Consider the following 13,867-nt stretch of genomic DNA (forward strand, 5'->3'; position numbering starts at 1 on the left):
TCGCGGCGGTTGTCTTAGACCTGGGTTTAACTCCAAAGGATGATGCGTTCTGACTAGGGGCATTGCTAGCCTTAAGCTATGAATCAGATCGCACTGGACATTCGGGGTCTTGCCAAGCAATTCGGCGCCAAGATTGCCGTGAACAACGTCAGCCTGCAAGTTCCTGCGGGTTCCTTCTACGGTCTTGTCGGACCCAATGGTGCCGGCAAGACCACCATGCTTTCCATGGCCACTGGATTGCTGCGCCCGGATTCAGGCCAAGCGCTGGTCAACGGCGTGGATATCTGGGCTGATCCGCAAGCGGCCAAGGCCACGTTGGGAGTCCTGGCTGATGGCGTGCGCCAGTTTGACCGGCTGACCGGCCGCCAGCTGGTGACCTACTCGGGATTGCTGCGCGGCATGGAACGCGCAGAAGTTGCCCAGCGTACCGAAGACCTGCTGCGCGTGATGGATTTGCTCGATGACGGCGACAAGCTGGTGGTGGACTACTCGGCCGGCATGACCAAGAAGATTTCCTTGGCTACCGCGATGATCCACTCGCCAAAGCTGCTGGTTCTGGACGAGCCGTTCGAGGCGGTGGACCCGGTATCTGCGGCGAATATCCGCGACATCCTGAATAACTACGTTGAATTCGGCGGCACCGTCATCGTTTCCTCGCATGTGATGGACCTCGTCCAGCGCATGTGCACGCATGTCGCGGTCATTTCCGATGGCATGCTCAAGGCGCAGGGCACCGTGGATGAAGTCCGCGGCGGCATGAGCCTGGAAGATCGCTTCGTCGATCTGGTGGGCGGCCGCGCCAATAATGAAGGGCTGTCATGGTTGCGCACGTCCTAAGCCTGAAACTGCGCTTGCTCGCCAACGGCTTCAAGCGCTCCGTCGGCCAGCTCATCGGCGTCATTATCGGTGGCCTGTACGCACTGGGCATGATCACCATGCTGACCTTGGCCATGTGGTTTACCGCCGGCGATATTCCTTTCCAGAGCGAAATCTTCACCCTGATCGGCTCGGCCGTGGTGCTGGGCTGGGCCATCATCCCGCCGCTGCTGACCGGTGTTGACCTCACCCTGGAACCTTCACGCTTTGTCCACTTCGGGATTCCGGAAAAGACCTTGGGGCCAGCGCTGGTGCTGGCTGGCTTCATCTCGATTCCCGCGGTGCTGACCATTGCGGGCCTGCTCGGCGCCTCGCTGATGTGGCGCTTCGATGCGGGCGCGCTCATGCTGGCCCTGCTGGCAGCGGTGGCGACCGCGGTGATGGCGATTCTTCTTTGCCAGTATCTGGTGATCATGGCGACCGCACTGCGGGCCAAGCGCCGATTCCGTGAATTGACCTTCGTGCTGCTGTTCGTGGTGCTCATCGCCTTGGGGCCGATCGTGACCTCGGCATTGGCTGCCGCGCAGAGCATGAGCGACTGGATCCAGCCGATTGCCTCGGTCTTGGGCTACACCCCGTTGGGTGCCTTTGCCGCGATTCCCGGGGCTTTTGCCTCGGCGCACTACGGCCAGATGGCGATCCATCTGGCGCTGGGCTTGCTCTACCTTGGCGGACTGTACCTCCTGCTGGCTCGAGCTACCGCCAAAGCCACGGTGACCCCGCCGCCAGAGCAGCGCGCTGCCACGGCCAAGGGGCTGGGCTTCTTCAAGTTGATGCCGGCCACGCCAACGGGCGCCGTGGCTGCCCGCGCACTGACCTACTGGTTCAAGGATCCGCGCTATGCCATTGGCGTGCTCATTGTGCCGATGCTGCCGTTGCTCTTCTGGTTCACCGGCAACCAGACCGGCAGCTACGTGATGATGTTCCTGCTGGGCCCGTTGATCGGCATCTTGATGGGCTTCTCCATCTCGGCCGACATTTCCTATGACAACACCGCCTTTGCGCTGCACGCGCTGACCGGCATTTCCGGACGTGCTGATCGGGCAGGGCGAGTGCTGTCCTGTTTCCTGATTGCCATCGTTCCGGTCCTGGCGGCAGCCATTTTGCCGGGCCTCATCTCCGGTGCGCTGTGGCGCATCCCGGGAGACCTGGGCCTGTCACTGGCGGGGCTGCTCATCGCGTTGGGCGTCGCGTCGGTGTCCTCGGCCCGCTACACCTATTCGGTGCCGCTGCCGGGTGATAACCCGATGAAGACCCCTCCGGGCAATGGCATGCGCATTGCGCTGACCCAGCTGGGAATCATGCTTGCCATGGGCCTCCTGCTGATCCCGGTACTCATTCCCTACATCATCGGCTGGGTGAAGCAGTCGCAGTCCTTCGGCTTCATCACCTTGGGCGCGGGCCTGGCCGTGGGTATCGGACTGATGCTCGGCGGCATTGCCCTCGGTGGCAAATGGTACGAAAAGCGCACTCCTGAGCTGATGCAGTCGGTCATCCTCAATAAGTAGGCGCAGCAGCCGAATTGCTGCCTCCGGCCGTCTAGCGGGACGCTGTTTTCCGCTAGGCGGCCGTTTGCCTGCCTTGGGTGCAAGGAGGTTCACAGGATATTGATCGGGTCGCGCCCAATTGGCGCAATATCGACTTCCAACGGCACCGCAACGCATCGCAAGAACATTGAAAAATGGTTGTTGACTTGCAGCGAGGAAGAAATCGATGGGGCGGCCTAGTGCAGCGCGGCAAAGTCAATGTGGACAAGCTCCCATGCTTGCCACGCGGACAGCAGTGGCAATCCGTATTAGACTTGGAGGCATGGTGGAACAGTCTGAAGAAACCCGCGGTGGCACTGCCACGATTGAACGTACCGAGACAACCCAGAGTGTCGAGGCCGGAGATCATGAGCGTTTTGCTCACTACGTGCAGAAGGAAAAGATCATGGAGTCGGCAATGACCGGCGACCCAGTGATCGCTCTGTGCGGCAAGGTCTGGACGCCAGGCCGAGATCCGCAGAAGTTCCCGGTATGCCCCGAGTGCAAGGAAGTCTACGACTCCATGATGGGGTAGTGCTGCGAATGAACTAGCACTACTTCACACAATGCACGCGGCCGGGAAAAGGTAAATGACCGAGACACTCTTTGATTTTGGCGACAAGCTTCCACTAGAAGACAAGCTGCCGGTAGCGTATCCGGAACGTGCGGCTTGGGGAACTGGGCCGAAGCTGCGTGCCTGGCAGGCCGAGGCCTTGGCTCTGTACTTCGATACGGAGCCCAAGGACTTCATGGCAGTGGCGACCCCTGGCGCAGGTAAGACCACCTTCGCGCTGCGCCTGGCCAAAGTGCTGATCGACTCGGGCAAGATCAACCGCATGATCGTTGTCGCGCCCACCGACCACCTGAAAAAGCAGTGGGCGGATGCGGCGGCGCGTGTGGGCATCTCACTGGACCCGAACTACAAGAACTCCGACGGCCGGCACGGCTCGCACTACATGGGCGTGGTGGTGACCTATGCCCAGGTCTCGCTGAAGCCCGCGGTGCACCGCGCGAAAACCGAAGATGCCCGCACCCTGGTGATCATGGATGAGGTCCACCACGCAGGCGATGCGCTGTCCTGGGGCGATGGCATTCGTGAAGCATTCGAACCGGCCACCCGGCGGCTTGCCCTGACCGGTACCCCGTTCCGTTCCGATGCGGCCCCGATTCCTTTCGTGCAGTATGTGGACGAGGGCGATGGCATTCGCCGTTCCAAGGCGGACTACACCTACGGCTACGGCAGCGCCCTGGCCGACCACGTGGTCCGTCCGGTGCTGTTCATGGCCTATTCGGGCAATATGCGCTGGCGTACCTCCGGCGGCGAGGAGATGGAAGCAAACCTCGGCGAAGGCTTCACCAAGGATGTCACCGCCCACGCCTGGCGTACCGCGCTGGATCCGCACGGCGACTGGATCCCGTCGGTGCTGCAGGCCGCTGACCGGCGGCTCTCGGAGGTCCGCCGCACCGTGAAGGACGCCGGCGGCCTGATCATCGCCACGGACCACGAGGACGCGCGCGGCTACGCGGCCCAGCTCGAAGCGATCTGTGGCGAGAAGGTCACCACCATTCTTTCCGATGACCCCAAGGCATCGCAGAAGATCGACGATTTCTCCGAATCCGACGCGCGCTGGATGGTTGCGGTGCGCATGGTGTCCGAAGGCGTGGACGTTCCGCGTCTCTGCGTGGGCGTTTATGCGACGTCCACCTCCACTCCGTTGTTCTTCGCCCAGGCGGTCGGCCGCTTCGTGCGTAGCCGCAAGCGCGGCGAGGTGGCTTCGGTCTTCCTGCCCTCGGTGCCGATCCTGATGGCCTTGGCCAACGAGATGGAAGTCGAACGTGACCACGCCTTGGACCGTGAAGGTTCCAAGGACGAAGACGGGCTGGACGATTCGCTGCTGGAAGCGGCGAACAAGGAAGACAAGGCCAGCGACGAGCTGACGCGCAACAAGTTCGAGGCGCTGAACTCGCAGGCCTCCTTTGACCGCGTGCTCTTCGACGGCGGCGAATTCGGTACCGGCGCCGACATCGGCAGTGAAGAAGAACTCGGCTTCCTGGGGATCCCGGGCCTGCTGGATACCGAACAGGTTTCCGAGCTGCTGCGCAAGCAGCAGAACAAGCAGATTTCCAAGGGCGGCACCAAGCCCGAGCCGGTCTCGGACCACCGCCGCATGATGGAGCTGCGCACCAAGCTGTCGAAGAATGTCTCGGCATGGGCTGCCCGCACCGGCACCCCGCACGGGCAGATCCACAACAAGCTGCGCAGCGTCTGCGGCGGGCCTGCAGTGCCGCAGGCTACTGCTGACCAGCTGCAGGCGCGCATTGACAAGCTGCAGGACTGGTTCGTCGGGCGAAAATAGGCTCCACGAGAGAACGGCTTTGCCCCTGACCGGAAAATTCGGTCAGGAGCAAAGCCGTTTCTGCTTTCCGGGGGATCATCAACCCAGCGAAATCACCGTTACCCCGGCTGCCCTCAGTTCCTCGCGTATCGCCGGCAGATTCTCCGGCGAGACTGCTGCGGTCAGCGGAGAAATGATGGTCGTGGTGAATCCTGCTTCAGCTGCATCGAAGGCGGTCGCCTTTACGCAATGATCCGCGGCGAGGCCTACGACATCTACAGAGTCAATGCCTCTGGCCTTGAGCCATGGACCTAGCAGTTCTCCGCTTTCATCAGCCTGGTCAGCCGATGGATCCAGCACTCTGGCTTCGAAACCCGAATAGGCTGCGGTGAAGCGCCCCTTGGCGAAGTGCGCATCCAGGGGCACCTCGGCGAGCTGCGGATGCAGGGCGGCGCCAGATGTTCCGGCGACACAGTGCACCGGCCAGGAATCAATGAAGTCGGGGGTTTCCGAGAAATGATTCCCGGGCTCGATATGCCAATCCTGGGTGGTGACGATTGCCGAGTAGGCATCGCGGCGTTCGGCAATATCCGCGGCAATGGCCGTTGCGACGGCGTTGCCGCCGGTCACGGCCAGGGCTCCGCCTTCGCAGAAGTCGGGTTGGACATCAATGATCAACAGGGCTCTGCTCATCGCTGCCTCCTGGCTGGGGGAAGTGTAGAGATTGGAAAACTGCGGACCGCAGGATCCTTGAATCTGGATCCTACGTCCCGCAGCTGGGATTTTCGTGTGTTCGACTAGTCCTGGATCATGACGGTCGGGATGACCGGTTCGCCACGCTGCATCTTGCGTGCCACGCCTGGCAGTTCCTGGACCGATGCGAAGTGGCGCTCGGTGGCGAGCTTGACGCCAGCTGCACCCACGTACGCCTGATCGATCTCGCCATGGCGCACCAACGGGACCACCAGATCCCGCTCGGGGCCGCCGGTGGTGTACTCGGAAGTGGAGACGATTTCAGCGACAGCGCGGTTGCGTTCATTGAGCTGGCGCACCGCGTACTTGCGCCCGCCCACGCTGGCCTTGTTCGCCGCGGCCTTGGCGACCGGAATCCATTGCCCCGAATCGTCTTGGCGGGCAACCAGCTTGTAAACCATCGACGCGGTCGGATGGCCGGAGCCGGTGACCAATGCCGTGCCGACGCCATAGGCGTCAACCGGGGCGCTGGCCAGGGCGGCGATCGCGTACTCGTCGAGGTCCGAGGTCACGGTGATCTTGGTGTTCCAGTTGCCCAGGTCATCAAGCAGCTCGCGAACCCAGCCTGCCTGCTGCACCAGGTCGCCCGAGTCCAGCCGGACTCCGCCTAGTTCCGGACCCGCAACTTCAACCGCGGTGCGTACGCCCTTCTCCACGTCGTAGGTATCCACCAGCAAGATGGTGTCCTTGCCCAGCGAGGCAACCTGCGCTTCGAAGGCGGCGCGCTCGGTGTCGTGAAGCAGGGTGAACGAGTGGGCCGAAGTGCCAACGGTCTTCAAGCCATAGCGGGCACCGGCTTCCAAATTGGACGTTGAAGTGAATCCGGCAATCATGGCGGCCCGCGCGGCAGCCACTGCTGATTCCTCATGGGTGCGGCGCGAGCCCATCTCGATACATGGGCGTTCGCCGGCCGAGGCGATCATTCGCGATGCCGCCGAAGCGATGGCCGAATCATGGTTCATGACCGAGAGCAGGAAAGTCTCGATAACGCAGGCTTCAGCGAAAGTCGACTCCACGGTCAGCAGCGGCGAATTCGGGAAGTACAACTCGCCCTCGGCGTAGCCGGAGATGCTGCCGGTGAAGCGGAAGTTCTCCAGGTACTTGATGGTTTCCGCGTTGACTACCTTGTTGTCGCTGAGGAAACGCAGCTGTTCGTCATCGAAGCGGAAGTTTGCCAACCCTTCGAGCACGCGACCAGTACCTGCGACCACGCCATAGCGCCGGCCCTCGGGCAAGCGGCGAGCGAATGCCTCGAAGACAGACGGGCGGTGAGCTGCACCGGATCCCAGCGCTGCTTGGAGCATGGTCAGCTCATAGTGGTCGGTGAAGAGACTGGTGCGCATGTGACGCTCCTGATGATCGGAAAAGGCCTTATACGGTGCTGCTTGGGAAAGCAGACCGGTTTTACTGTATAACGGCTCACGCTCAAGGTGATATTTGCCGTGTCCGGTGTTGCGTTCAGCTTCCAAGCGTAAAATGGAAGCCATGACCGCAATGCCCGATGTACTTTCCGAATTTGAAACCCTGGTATCCCAAGACAAGCCCTGGCGCTTGGTCGTGTGGAATGATCCAGTGAACTTGATGAGCTACGTATCCTACGTGTTCCGTTCCTACTTTGGTTTCAGCGCGGAAAAAGCCGAGAAGCTCATGCTGCAGGTGCACCATGACGGCTTCTGCACGGTGCGCAGCGGCAGCCGCGAAGCTATCGAATCCGATGTGCAGGCAATGCACGGATTCGGCCTGAACGCAACGATGACCCAGGGAGCCTGAACGTGGCGAAGGCCTTCAAGAACGGTTCCAAGGGCATTACCGGAACACTGCACTCCGCAGAACGAAAACTGATCCGCGAACTCTTCGGCGATGTCATTGGAATGCTCGAGGAGCGTGCGCAGCTGCACCAGTTGCCCGAAGATGTTGATCCGCTTTACGCCCTGACCGGCATGCGGCCCGAGTCCATGGACCTGCCGCCGGTTTCCGACCCGGCGCTGGCCAGGCTGCTGCCGGATGCCAGCGATGACGCAGTGGCCGCCGCGGAGCATCGCCGGCTGACCGAAGCCGACCTGATCGCGCAAAAGGTTGGCCGCCTGCGCGAGGCCCAGATGCTGCTGGACACCGAAAAGCTGGTCTTGGACAAGGACACCGCGACGCGTTTTGCCCAAGCGCTGAACGACGTGCGCCTGGTGCTCGCAGAGCGCCTGGAAATCCGCAGTGAAGAGGATTCGGCCCGGGTCGCAGAGGTGCTCGATGCATCCGAGGTGAACACCCCGGACGAATATATGTCCTTGGTGTACAACCTGATTTCATGGGTCCTCGATACCCTGATGGCTGCACTGATGGATGCGGAGTTCTAATCCATGAATTCCTACTTTGCTACCGGGCAGGTCTCGGCCCCGGAGGCCAATACCCCCATCGGCATTTTCGACTCGGGCGTTGGCGGGCTGACCGTGGCCCGCGCGATCATTGACCAGCTGCCGGGCGAATCGCTGATCTACGTGGGGGATACCGCCAACTCTCCCTATGGCCCGCTGCCCATTGCCCAGGTTCGTGCCAATGCGCTGGGGGTGATGGATGAGCTGGTCGATGGTGGCGTGAAGCTGCTGGTGATTGCCTGCAATTCGGCCTCTGCCGCGGTGCTGCGCGATGCTCGCGAGCGCTATACCGCGCGCTATGGCATCCCGGTCGTCGAGGTCATCCAGCCGGCGGTGCGCCGTGCGGTAGCCGGCACGAAGAATGGCAAGATCGGCATCATCGGCACCCAGGCGACTGTTGGTTCACGCGCCTACGAGGACGCCTTTGCGGCCGCGCCGAACTTGCAGGTCTCCACCGTGGCCTGCCCGCGCTTCGTGGAGTTCGTGGAGTCCGGCATTACCGCCGGTGCCGAGCTGCTGGAGATCGCGCAGGAATACCTGGCGCCGCTGCAGGCCGCCGATGTAGACACCCTGGTTCTGGGATGCACGCACTATCCGTTGCTGACCGGCGTGATCTCCTATGTCATGGGGGATTCGGTCAGCTTGGTTTCGAGTGCCGAGGAAACGGCAAAGGACGTTTTCCGGGCGTTGACCCGCCATGCCCTGGTGCGCAACGACGGCGCCGCGGCGCGTCATGAGTTCCTAGCCACAGGCAACGCTGATAGCTTTGGTGTACTGGCTCGCCGATTCCTCGGACCCGAGGTGCTGCAGGTGCGCCACGTGGACCATGTAGCCGCCCACTATCCGACCGGAGCTATTTCGCGGATTACCCCGCAGATGATTGCCGCGTCGAAAGCGAGTAACGAATGAAGCTGACCATCATTGGATGCACCGGGTCATTCCCAGGGCCGGGATCGCCCGCTTCCTGCTACCTGGTGTCGGCCTTTGATGGCACGCGCGACTGGAAGATCCTGCTGGATCTGGGCTCCGGCGCGTTGGGCGTGCTTCAGCGTTACACCGATTTAAAAGACATTGACGGGATCATGATTTCCCATCTGCATCCCGATCACTGCATGGACCTTTGCGGTTTGCATGTGGCGATTCGCTGGGACCCGACGGGCTGGGGCCGGGACCGGATGCTGGTGCACGGTCCGGAAGATACTGCCGAACGCATTGAAACGGCCTACTCCCTGCCCGATGGCGACACCATGGCCAAGGACTACGACTTCCAGGTCTGGAAATCCTTGCAGCCGGTGAACATCGGTCCCTTCACCATCACTCCCTACCCGGTGCGCCACCCGATCAAGGAAGCCTATGCGCTGCGCGTGGAAGCGCATGAGCCGGGCCCCGATGGCGAGTTGCTGACCAGCGTGCTGACCTATTCCGGGGACACCGACAGCTGCGATGGCCTGGTTGAGGCAGCCCGCGGCGCTGACATGTTCCTGTGCGAAGCGGCCTTCGAAGAGGGCCGCGATGACCATATCGACGGCGTGCACCTGACGGGCAAGCGTGCTGGCGAAATGGCGACCGCGGCCGGTGCCGAGCGCATGCTGCTGACGCACATTCCGGTATGGACCGACATCAACAAGGTAGTCGAGGAAGCCAAGGAAACCTACGACGGCGGGATCGCTGTTGCCGTTTCCGGGGTGACTTACGGCGTGTACTCCGGCAGCCTGAAGGAAGACAAGGACCCGGCCCTGTTCAAGGGGGAGCGCGGTACCGACTACCTGAAGACCCGTACCGGCACCATGCCGACCATCAAGTACGAGAAGACCCGCAAGTTCCCCTTGCTCAAACGCAAGAAGTAGGCACGCGGAACCGGGAAAAAGCACTGGCGGACAGGAAGAAATATCCTCTGCGCCGGTGCTTTTCGCGTTCCCGGAAGCAGCCTAGCCGGCGCCGTGCTTGGCGCCCCAGGGCTTGTCGTATTTGCTGGCCAGTCGGGTCAGGGCCAATGCGGCGACCAGCAGTCCCACGTCGCGCAGGGCGACATCGAGGAAGATGCCCATCGAGACCAGATTGACGATGATGCCCAGCAGCCACAGTGACAGCACATAGCTCGCGTAGCGCGGCTTGATGATCATCGATGCGGCGGCAACCAGTTCCACCACGCCAACGAAATGCATGGCGGTTTGCGCGGAGAACGGCACGATGGCAATGATCCACGGGGCCAGGTATTCCGGCCAGTAGGTCATGACGTTCGCGAACTTGTCCAGTCCCATCAGCAGGGGCAGGACGACAAATCCAATGCGCAGGATCCAGAATGCGCTCAACGACGGGTCGGTGTTGACTCGTGCAGCTGTTGTTGCCCGTATGTGCGAGACCGGATGCTTCTCGCTCCATGAGGCGCTCATGGCGATCACCCTCCAAAGGTTTGAACGTATACCCAGAATTCGCCTCTCAGGCCTATTTGTCAAGATCCATTGTTGATAGAATTCTGGCATGTCGACAAAACTGAGCTTGCAGCAAGATGCGGTCCTCAAATCGCTCAACGATCCGGTTCGGCGGCGACTGTTCGAATTCATTTCGCAAAGTCCGCAACCGGCAGGACGCGACGCGGCATCCAAGGCCGCAGGAATCAGCCGGACCCTGGCCGCCTACCATCTGGACCGGCTGGCAAGCGCAGGATTGCTGGCGGTGACTTTCGCACGGCCGGAAGGCAAAAACGGGCCGGGGGCCGGGCGCACCGCGAAACTTTACGCGCTCGCCCAAGAGGAAGTATCCGTGAGCTTGCCAGCGCGCAATTACCGCCTCTTGGGCAGCTTGCTGGCGAACGCGGCCAGTGCCGATGCCTCGGGGGCTGTGCTCCAGGCGCTGCGTCAGGCGGCACGTGGCGAGGGGCAGAACCTGGGGCAGGCCGGTGACGGGCTCGTGCCGCTGCTGGACGAGCTGGGCTATGCGCCTGAAGCAGACGAGCGAGGAGAGATCTCCATGGGGAACTGCCCCTTCCATCTGGTCGCGCAGCAGCAGACCGAACTGGTCTGCTCCATGAACTATGAACTGGTTTCAGGCGTCTTGGAGGGGTGCCAGTTGGATTGCAGCCGGGCCGAGCTGAGCCCGCGTCCCGGGCGATGCTGCGTTGTGGTGCATCCTCAGTAGCTGCCAAGGATGCGCCACGAGGTGCATTTCACCGTAACTCGCGGGTTCACCCGTACAGATCGCGCGGTGCGCGTGGTTAGGATGGAAGCATGACTTTACGCGCTGACGGCCGAGGAGCCGCGCAACTTCGAGACATTACCATCACCCGTGGCTGGTCCGCTCAGGCCGAAGGCTCGGCGCTGATCGAATTCGGCAACACCCGCGTGCTGTGCACCGCGTCCTTCACCGAGGGCGTGCCACGCTGGCTCAAGGGCGAAGGCACCGGCTGGGTCACCGCTGAATACGCGATGCTCCCACGTGCTACCAACACCCGCAACTCCCGCGAATCGGTCAGGGGTAAGCTCTCGGGCCGCACCCATGAGATTTCCCGCCTGATCGGCCGCTCGCTGCGTGCCGTCGTGGACACCAAGGCCCTGGGCGAAAACACCATCGTGCTGGACTGCGACGTCCTGCAGGCCGACGGCGGCACCCGCACTGCCGCCATCACCGGTGCCTACGTGGCACTGGCAGAAGCAATTTCCTGGGCCCGTTCGCAGGGCATCGTGAAGGCCAACGCCAAGGTGCTCACCGACTCGGTCGCCGCGATCTCGGTGGGCATCATCGATGGCACCCCGATGCTGGACCTGCCCTACGAGGAAGATGTTCGCGCCGAGACCGACATGAACGTCGTGGTCACCGGATCCGGCGACTTCGTCGAGGTCCAGGGCACCGCCGAAGGGGTTCCATTCAAGCGCGAGGAGCTGGATGCCCTGCTGGACCTGGCCCTTGGCGGTACCAACGAGCTGGCCGAGATCCAGCGTGAAACCCTGAGCAGCACCAAATGAGCAAGCCGGTACTGGTGCTTGCCTCGCGCAACCAGGGCAAGCTGCGCGAATTGCGCGAATTGCTGCGCGGGCAGGTGCCGGGCTTGGATGTTGACAGCCAGGTCATCGACGCCGCCACCGCTGGGGCTGCCGATCCGGTTGAAGACCAGGTCACCTTCCAGGGCAATGCGCTGAAAAAGGCCCGCGAGATCTCGGCATCCACCGGCCTGGTGGCGCTGGCCGATGATTCCGGTTTGAGCGTGGATGTGCTCGGGGGAGCGCCGGGAATCTTCTCGGCGCGCTGGTCCGGGGTGCACGGCAATGACGAAGCGAATATCGATCTGCTGCTCGGGCAGCTCGGCGATATTGCTGCCGAGCACCGCGCAGCGCAGTTCGTCTGCGCCGCGGCACTGGCTACCCCAGAGGGTGCCGAGCACGTGGAACTGGGCAAGGTCGAGGGCGTGCTGCGCACCGAGCGTGCCGGCGAGCATGGGTTCGGCTATGATCCGATCTTCGAACCGGCCGGTGCCGGCAAGTCCATGGCCCAGCACACTCCGGAGGAGAAGAACGCGATCTCGCACCGGGCTCGCGCCTTCGCCGCGTTGCTGCCCAGCATCATCGACGAGGTCACCAAGGCCTTGGCCAAGTAGCCTCCAAATCCCGGATAGAACAAGAACGCCAGCAAATCCTGAAACGGATTTGCTGGCGTTCTTGCGCTAGTGCGGGAAGTTCTCGCCGAACCGTGCCAGGGCCAGATAGGGCCGCTCGTCGAACTCGGTCACCAGGTATTGGGTTTCGCATGCGCGGCACTGCCACTGTGCGGGAGGCCCCACAGGCATCATGCAGCCAGCGGTGACGTACTCGTCGTCATCGGGCATGAAGCTTGGCATTCCCCAGATGATCTTCAGTGGATTGCGTTCCCCGCATTCCGGGCAGACAGGCTTCGCGAACTTCCGAAGCTGTTCCAGGGTTGGCTGGTGGGCCATGTCGTGGCAGCCACGGCAAAGCAGCACCACCTCATCGGCATGGTCCTGGATCTCCCAACGCAGGCCGTTGTGATGGCTCTGCGGCAGATGGACCTCGGGCCTGGCAGAAATATCCCGATCGCAGATTTCGCAAGCAAGCGGTTCATACGGTGAAGCCTTCTGGAGGATGGCCACTACGCCCAGCACCTCATTGGCCTTCGCAGGCTGCGAGGGAGTGCAAGGTCCGGCGGTGACGAATATCGGGCGGGGGCGTTCGAGAAGATCCCCGATGCTGCCCAGAAGCTTCTGGGCAAGGGAATCTGCCAAATACTGCGAGCGTCCTGGAAGTTCTGCGCCGATCATGGACTCGAGCTCAGCCACGGAGATCGGGTCGGTGAAGGTCGCCAAATTGGTGAAGGTGAGCCGCTCCGCCTCATCGGCTTCGGTGATTTCAAGGCTGGCAATCAACGCTGGAGTGCCCTCCAATGCCGTCAGGACGAGATCGCCTGCCCGCAGGGGGTCCTCCAAATTCCAGCGGAATGACTCGTTCTCCTGCCCCAGGGCCGCCGCGGAAGCCAGTGCATTTGCCTGGCGGCACCAATATACCGGCTGGCCCTTCGTGCCGGTGAGCAGTGCGCGATTCAATGCCGCTTGGTTCGGGCGGCGCAAGGGGTAGTCCAGGATATTGCGGCCGGGACGCTGCATGGTGCCAGCGCGCGAGTCCTGGATTCTGGCGATCAGCTCGCGCCGGGTAGCGCGGGCCATTTCTTCACCGGTGGATTCGGGGAAAAGCACCGTGTACAGCCCGAGCAGGATCTGGCGATCCAATGCTCCGAGAAGCGGATCCGGAGCCTCAAGGCGATTGAAAAGTTCTTGCATGGTCCCTCCCATAAAGGCCTGCAATCCGTGGATTGCGGTCATTGCCCAGCGTGCGATCACTATTTTCCTGGGCCAGATACTGCAAATTATTCGTAGCCATCGCCAGCCCTTCCCGGTTTCGGGTTGCGCCATGCGTTGTCTCGGTCTGCAGCTCCATTTCCGTGCTCACCACGGTGAACGCACCATCGCCGGTGCCCGTTCCAGGCAGCCCCGTCGACAGTT

At 62.2% G+C, this 13,867-nt stretch carries 14 protein-coding genes and 1 pseudogene; 11 read left to right on the top strand and 4 right to left on the bottom strand.

The features are described 5' to 3' along the window. Window positions 1–78: 78 nt before the first annotated feature. The 4 genes from ACIOU9_RS14010 (at window position 79) to ACIOU9_RS14025 (ending at window position 4,759) form a co-directional block, all read left to right on the top strand. Entirely contained in the window at window positions 79–837 is a 759-nt protein-coding gene (locus tag ACIOU9_RS14010; RefSeq protein ID WP_105658422.1) for an ABC transporter ATP-binding protein, read from the top strand. Then, entirely contained in the window at window positions 819–2,384 is a 1,566-nt protein-coding gene (locus ACIOU9_RS14015; RefSeq protein ID WP_105658423.1) for a transporter, read from the top strand. The genes ACIOU9_RS14010 and ACIOU9_RS14015 overlap by 19 nt, the downstream gene beginning before the upstream one ends. A gap of 301 nt (window positions 2,385–2,685) precedes the next feature. Beyond that, window positions 2,686–2,937, top strand: a complete 252-nt coding sequence (locus tag ACIOU9_RS14020; protein WP_105658424.1) for a DUF3039 domain-containing protein — start codon at window positions 2,686–2,688, stop codon at window positions 2,935–2,937. Window positions 2,938–2,992: 55 nt separating this feature from the next. Further along, on the top strand, window positions 2,993–4,759 hold the full coding sequence (locus ACIOU9_RS14025; protein WP_105658425.1) for a DEAD/DEAH box helicase: 1,767 nt from the start codon (window positions 2,993–2,995) through the stop codon (window positions 4,757–4,759). A gap of 78 nt (window positions 4,760–4,837) precedes the next feature. Here the strand turns inward: ACIOU9_RS14025 and ACIOU9_RS14030 are convergent, their stop codons facing one another. Next, a complete protein-coding gene (locus ACIOU9_RS14030; RefSeq protein WP_105658426.1) occupies window positions 4,838–5,431 on the bottom strand; it encodes an isochorismatase family protein in 594 nt (197 codons plus the stop codon). Between the two features lie 104 nt (window positions 5,432–5,535). Then, on the bottom strand, window positions 5,536–6,834 hold the full coding sequence (locus ACIOU9_RS14035) for a nicotinate phosphoribosyltransferase (RefSeq protein ID WP_105662594.1): 1,299 nt from the start codon (window positions 6,832–6,834) through the stop codon (window positions 5,536–5,538). A gap of 142 nt (window positions 6,835–6,976) precedes the next feature. On the opposite strand from ACIOU9_RS14035, the gene clpS reads away from it, so the two are divergent. The 4 genes and pseudogenes from clpS to ACIOU9_RS14055 all read left to right on the top strand — a co-directional run. Next, window positions 6,977–7,261, top strand: coding sequence for an ATP-dependent Clp protease adapter ClpS (clpS, locus tag ACIOU9_RS14040; RefSeq protein WP_105658428.1), 285 nt, complete (start codon window positions 6,977–6,979; stop codon window positions 7,259–7,261). A 2-nt stretch (window positions 7,262–7,263) separates the two neighbouring features. Continuing rightward, window positions 7,264–7,842 (top strand): DUF2017 domain-containing protein, encoded by a 579-nt coding sequence (locus ACIOU9_RS14045; protein WP_105662595.1) that lies wholly within the window; start codon window positions 7,264–7,266, stop codon window positions 7,840–7,842. 3 nt (window positions 7,843–7,845) lie between these two features. Continuing rightward, window positions 7,846–8,769, top strand: coding sequence for a glutamate racemase (gene murI, locus ACIOU9_RS14050; RefSeq protein ID WP_105662596.1), 924 nt, complete (start codon window positions 7,846–7,848; stop codon window positions 8,767–8,769). Continuing rightward, window positions 8,766–9,560: pseudogene (locus ACIOU9_RS14055) on the top strand (MBL fold metallo-hydrolase); the annotation flags it as partial. The gene murI and the pseudogene ACIOU9_RS14055, both read left to right, overlap by 4 nt. A 228-nt stretch (window positions 9,561–9,788) precedes the next feature. Here ACIOU9_RS14055 and ACIOU9_RS14060 read toward each other — a convergent pair. After that, complete coding sequence (locus ACIOU9_RS14060) at window positions 9,789–10,253, bottom strand: hypothetical protein (RefSeq protein ID WP_402697282.1); 465 nt, start codon at window positions 10,251–10,253, stop codon at window positions 9,789–9,791. Between the two features lie 88 nt (window positions 10,254–10,341). Here ACIOU9_RS14060 and ACIOU9_RS14065 point away from each other — a divergent pair, with 88 nt between their 5' ends. The 3 genes from ACIOU9_RS14065 to rdgB all read left to right on the top strand — a co-directional run bounded on the left by ACIOU9_RS14065 (window position 10,342) and on the right by rdgB (window position 12,451). Then, window positions 10,342–10,998, top strand: a complete 657-nt coding sequence (locus ACIOU9_RS14065) for a transcriptional regulator (RefSeq protein ID WP_332731064.1) — start codon at window positions 10,342–10,344, stop codon at window positions 10,996–10,998. 89 nt (window positions 10,999–11,087) lie between these two features. After that, complete coding sequence (rph, locus tag ACIOU9_RS14070) at window positions 11,088–11,822, top strand: ribonuclease PH (protein WP_105662598.1); 735 nt, start codon at window positions 11,088–11,090, stop codon at window positions 11,820–11,822. Then, window positions 11,819–12,451, top strand: a complete 633-nt coding sequence (rdgB, locus tag ACIOU9_RS14075; RefSeq protein ID WP_105658434.1) for an RdgB/HAM1 family non-canonical purine NTP pyrophosphatase — start codon at window positions 11,819–11,821, stop codon at window positions 12,449–12,451. The genes rph and rdgB overlap by 4 nt, the downstream gene beginning before the upstream one ends. Window positions 12,452–12,517: 66 nt before the next feature. On the opposite strand, the gene ACIOU9_RS14080 is transcribed toward rdgB, so the two are convergent. Beyond that, complete coding sequence (locus ACIOU9_RS14080; RefSeq protein ID WP_402697284.1) at window positions 12,518–13,645, bottom strand: HNH endonuclease; 1,128 nt, start codon at window positions 13,643–13,645, stop codon at window positions 12,518–12,520. Window positions 13,646–13,867 lie beyond the last annotated feature (222 nt).

The sequence above is a fragment of the Glutamicibacter sp. NPDC087583 genome, assembly GCF_044743685.1.
In the GTDB taxonomy this organism is placed as follows: domain Bacteria; phylum Actinomycetota; class Actinomycetes; order Actinomycetales; family Micrococcaceae; genus Glutamicibacter.

What these genes read in the sequence shown, in the direction of transcription:
- ACIOU9_RS14010 (WP_105658422.1), top strand. Translation starts at nt 79, where the DNA reads ATGAATCAGATCGCACTGGACATTCGGGGTCTTGCCAAGCAATTCGGC.
- ACIOU9_RS14015 (WP_105658423.1), top strand. Translation starts at nt 819, where the DNA reads ATGGTTGCGCACGTCCTAAGCCTGAAACTGCGCTTGCTCGCCAACGGC.
- ACIOU9_RS14020 (WP_105658424.1), top strand. Translation starts at nt 2,686, where the DNA reads ATGGTGGAACAGTCTGAAGAAACCCGCGGTGGCACTGCCACGATTGAA.
- ACIOU9_RS14025 (WP_105658425.1), top strand. Translation starts at nt 2,993, where the DNA reads ATGACCGAGACACTCTTTGATTTTGGCGACAAGCTTCCACTAGAAGAC.
- ACIOU9_RS14030 (WP_105658426.1), bottom strand. Translation starts at nt 5,431, where the DNA reads ATGAGCAGAGCCCTGTTGATCATTGATGTCCAACCCGACTTCTGCGAA.
- ACIOU9_RS14035 (WP_105662594.1), bottom strand. Translation starts at nt 6,834, where the DNA reads ATGCGCACCAGTCTCTTCACCGACCACTATGAGCTGACCATGCTCCAA.
- clpS (WP_105658428.1), top strand. Translation starts at nt 6,977, where the DNA reads ATGACCGCAATGCCCGATGTACTTTCCGAATTTGAAACCCTGGTATCC.
- murI (WP_105662596.1), top strand. Translation starts at nt 7,846, where the DNA reads ATGAATTCCTACTTTGCTACCGGGCAGGTCTCGGCCCCGGAGGCCAAT.
- ACIOU9_RS14060 (WP_402697282.1), bottom strand. Translation starts at nt 10,253, where the DNA reads ATGAGCGCCTCATGGAGCGAGAAGCATCCGGTCTCGCACATACGGGCA.
- ACIOU9_RS14065 (WP_332731064.1), top strand. Translation starts at nt 10,342, where the DNA reads ATGTCGACAAAACTGAGCTTGCAGCAAGATGCGGTCCTCAAATCGCTC.
- rph (WP_105662598.1), top strand. Translation starts at nt 11,088, where the DNA reads ATGACTTTACGCGCTGACGGCCGAGGAGCCGCGCAACTTCGAGACATT.
- rdgB (WP_105658434.1), top strand. Translation starts at nt 11,819, where the DNA reads ATGAGCAAGCCGGTACTGGTGCTTGCCTCGCGCAACCAGGGCAAGCTG.
- ACIOU9_RS14080 (WP_402697284.1), bottom strand. Translation starts at nt 13,645, where the DNA reads ATGCAAGAACTTTTCAATCGCCTTGAGGCTCCGGATCCGCTTCTCGGA.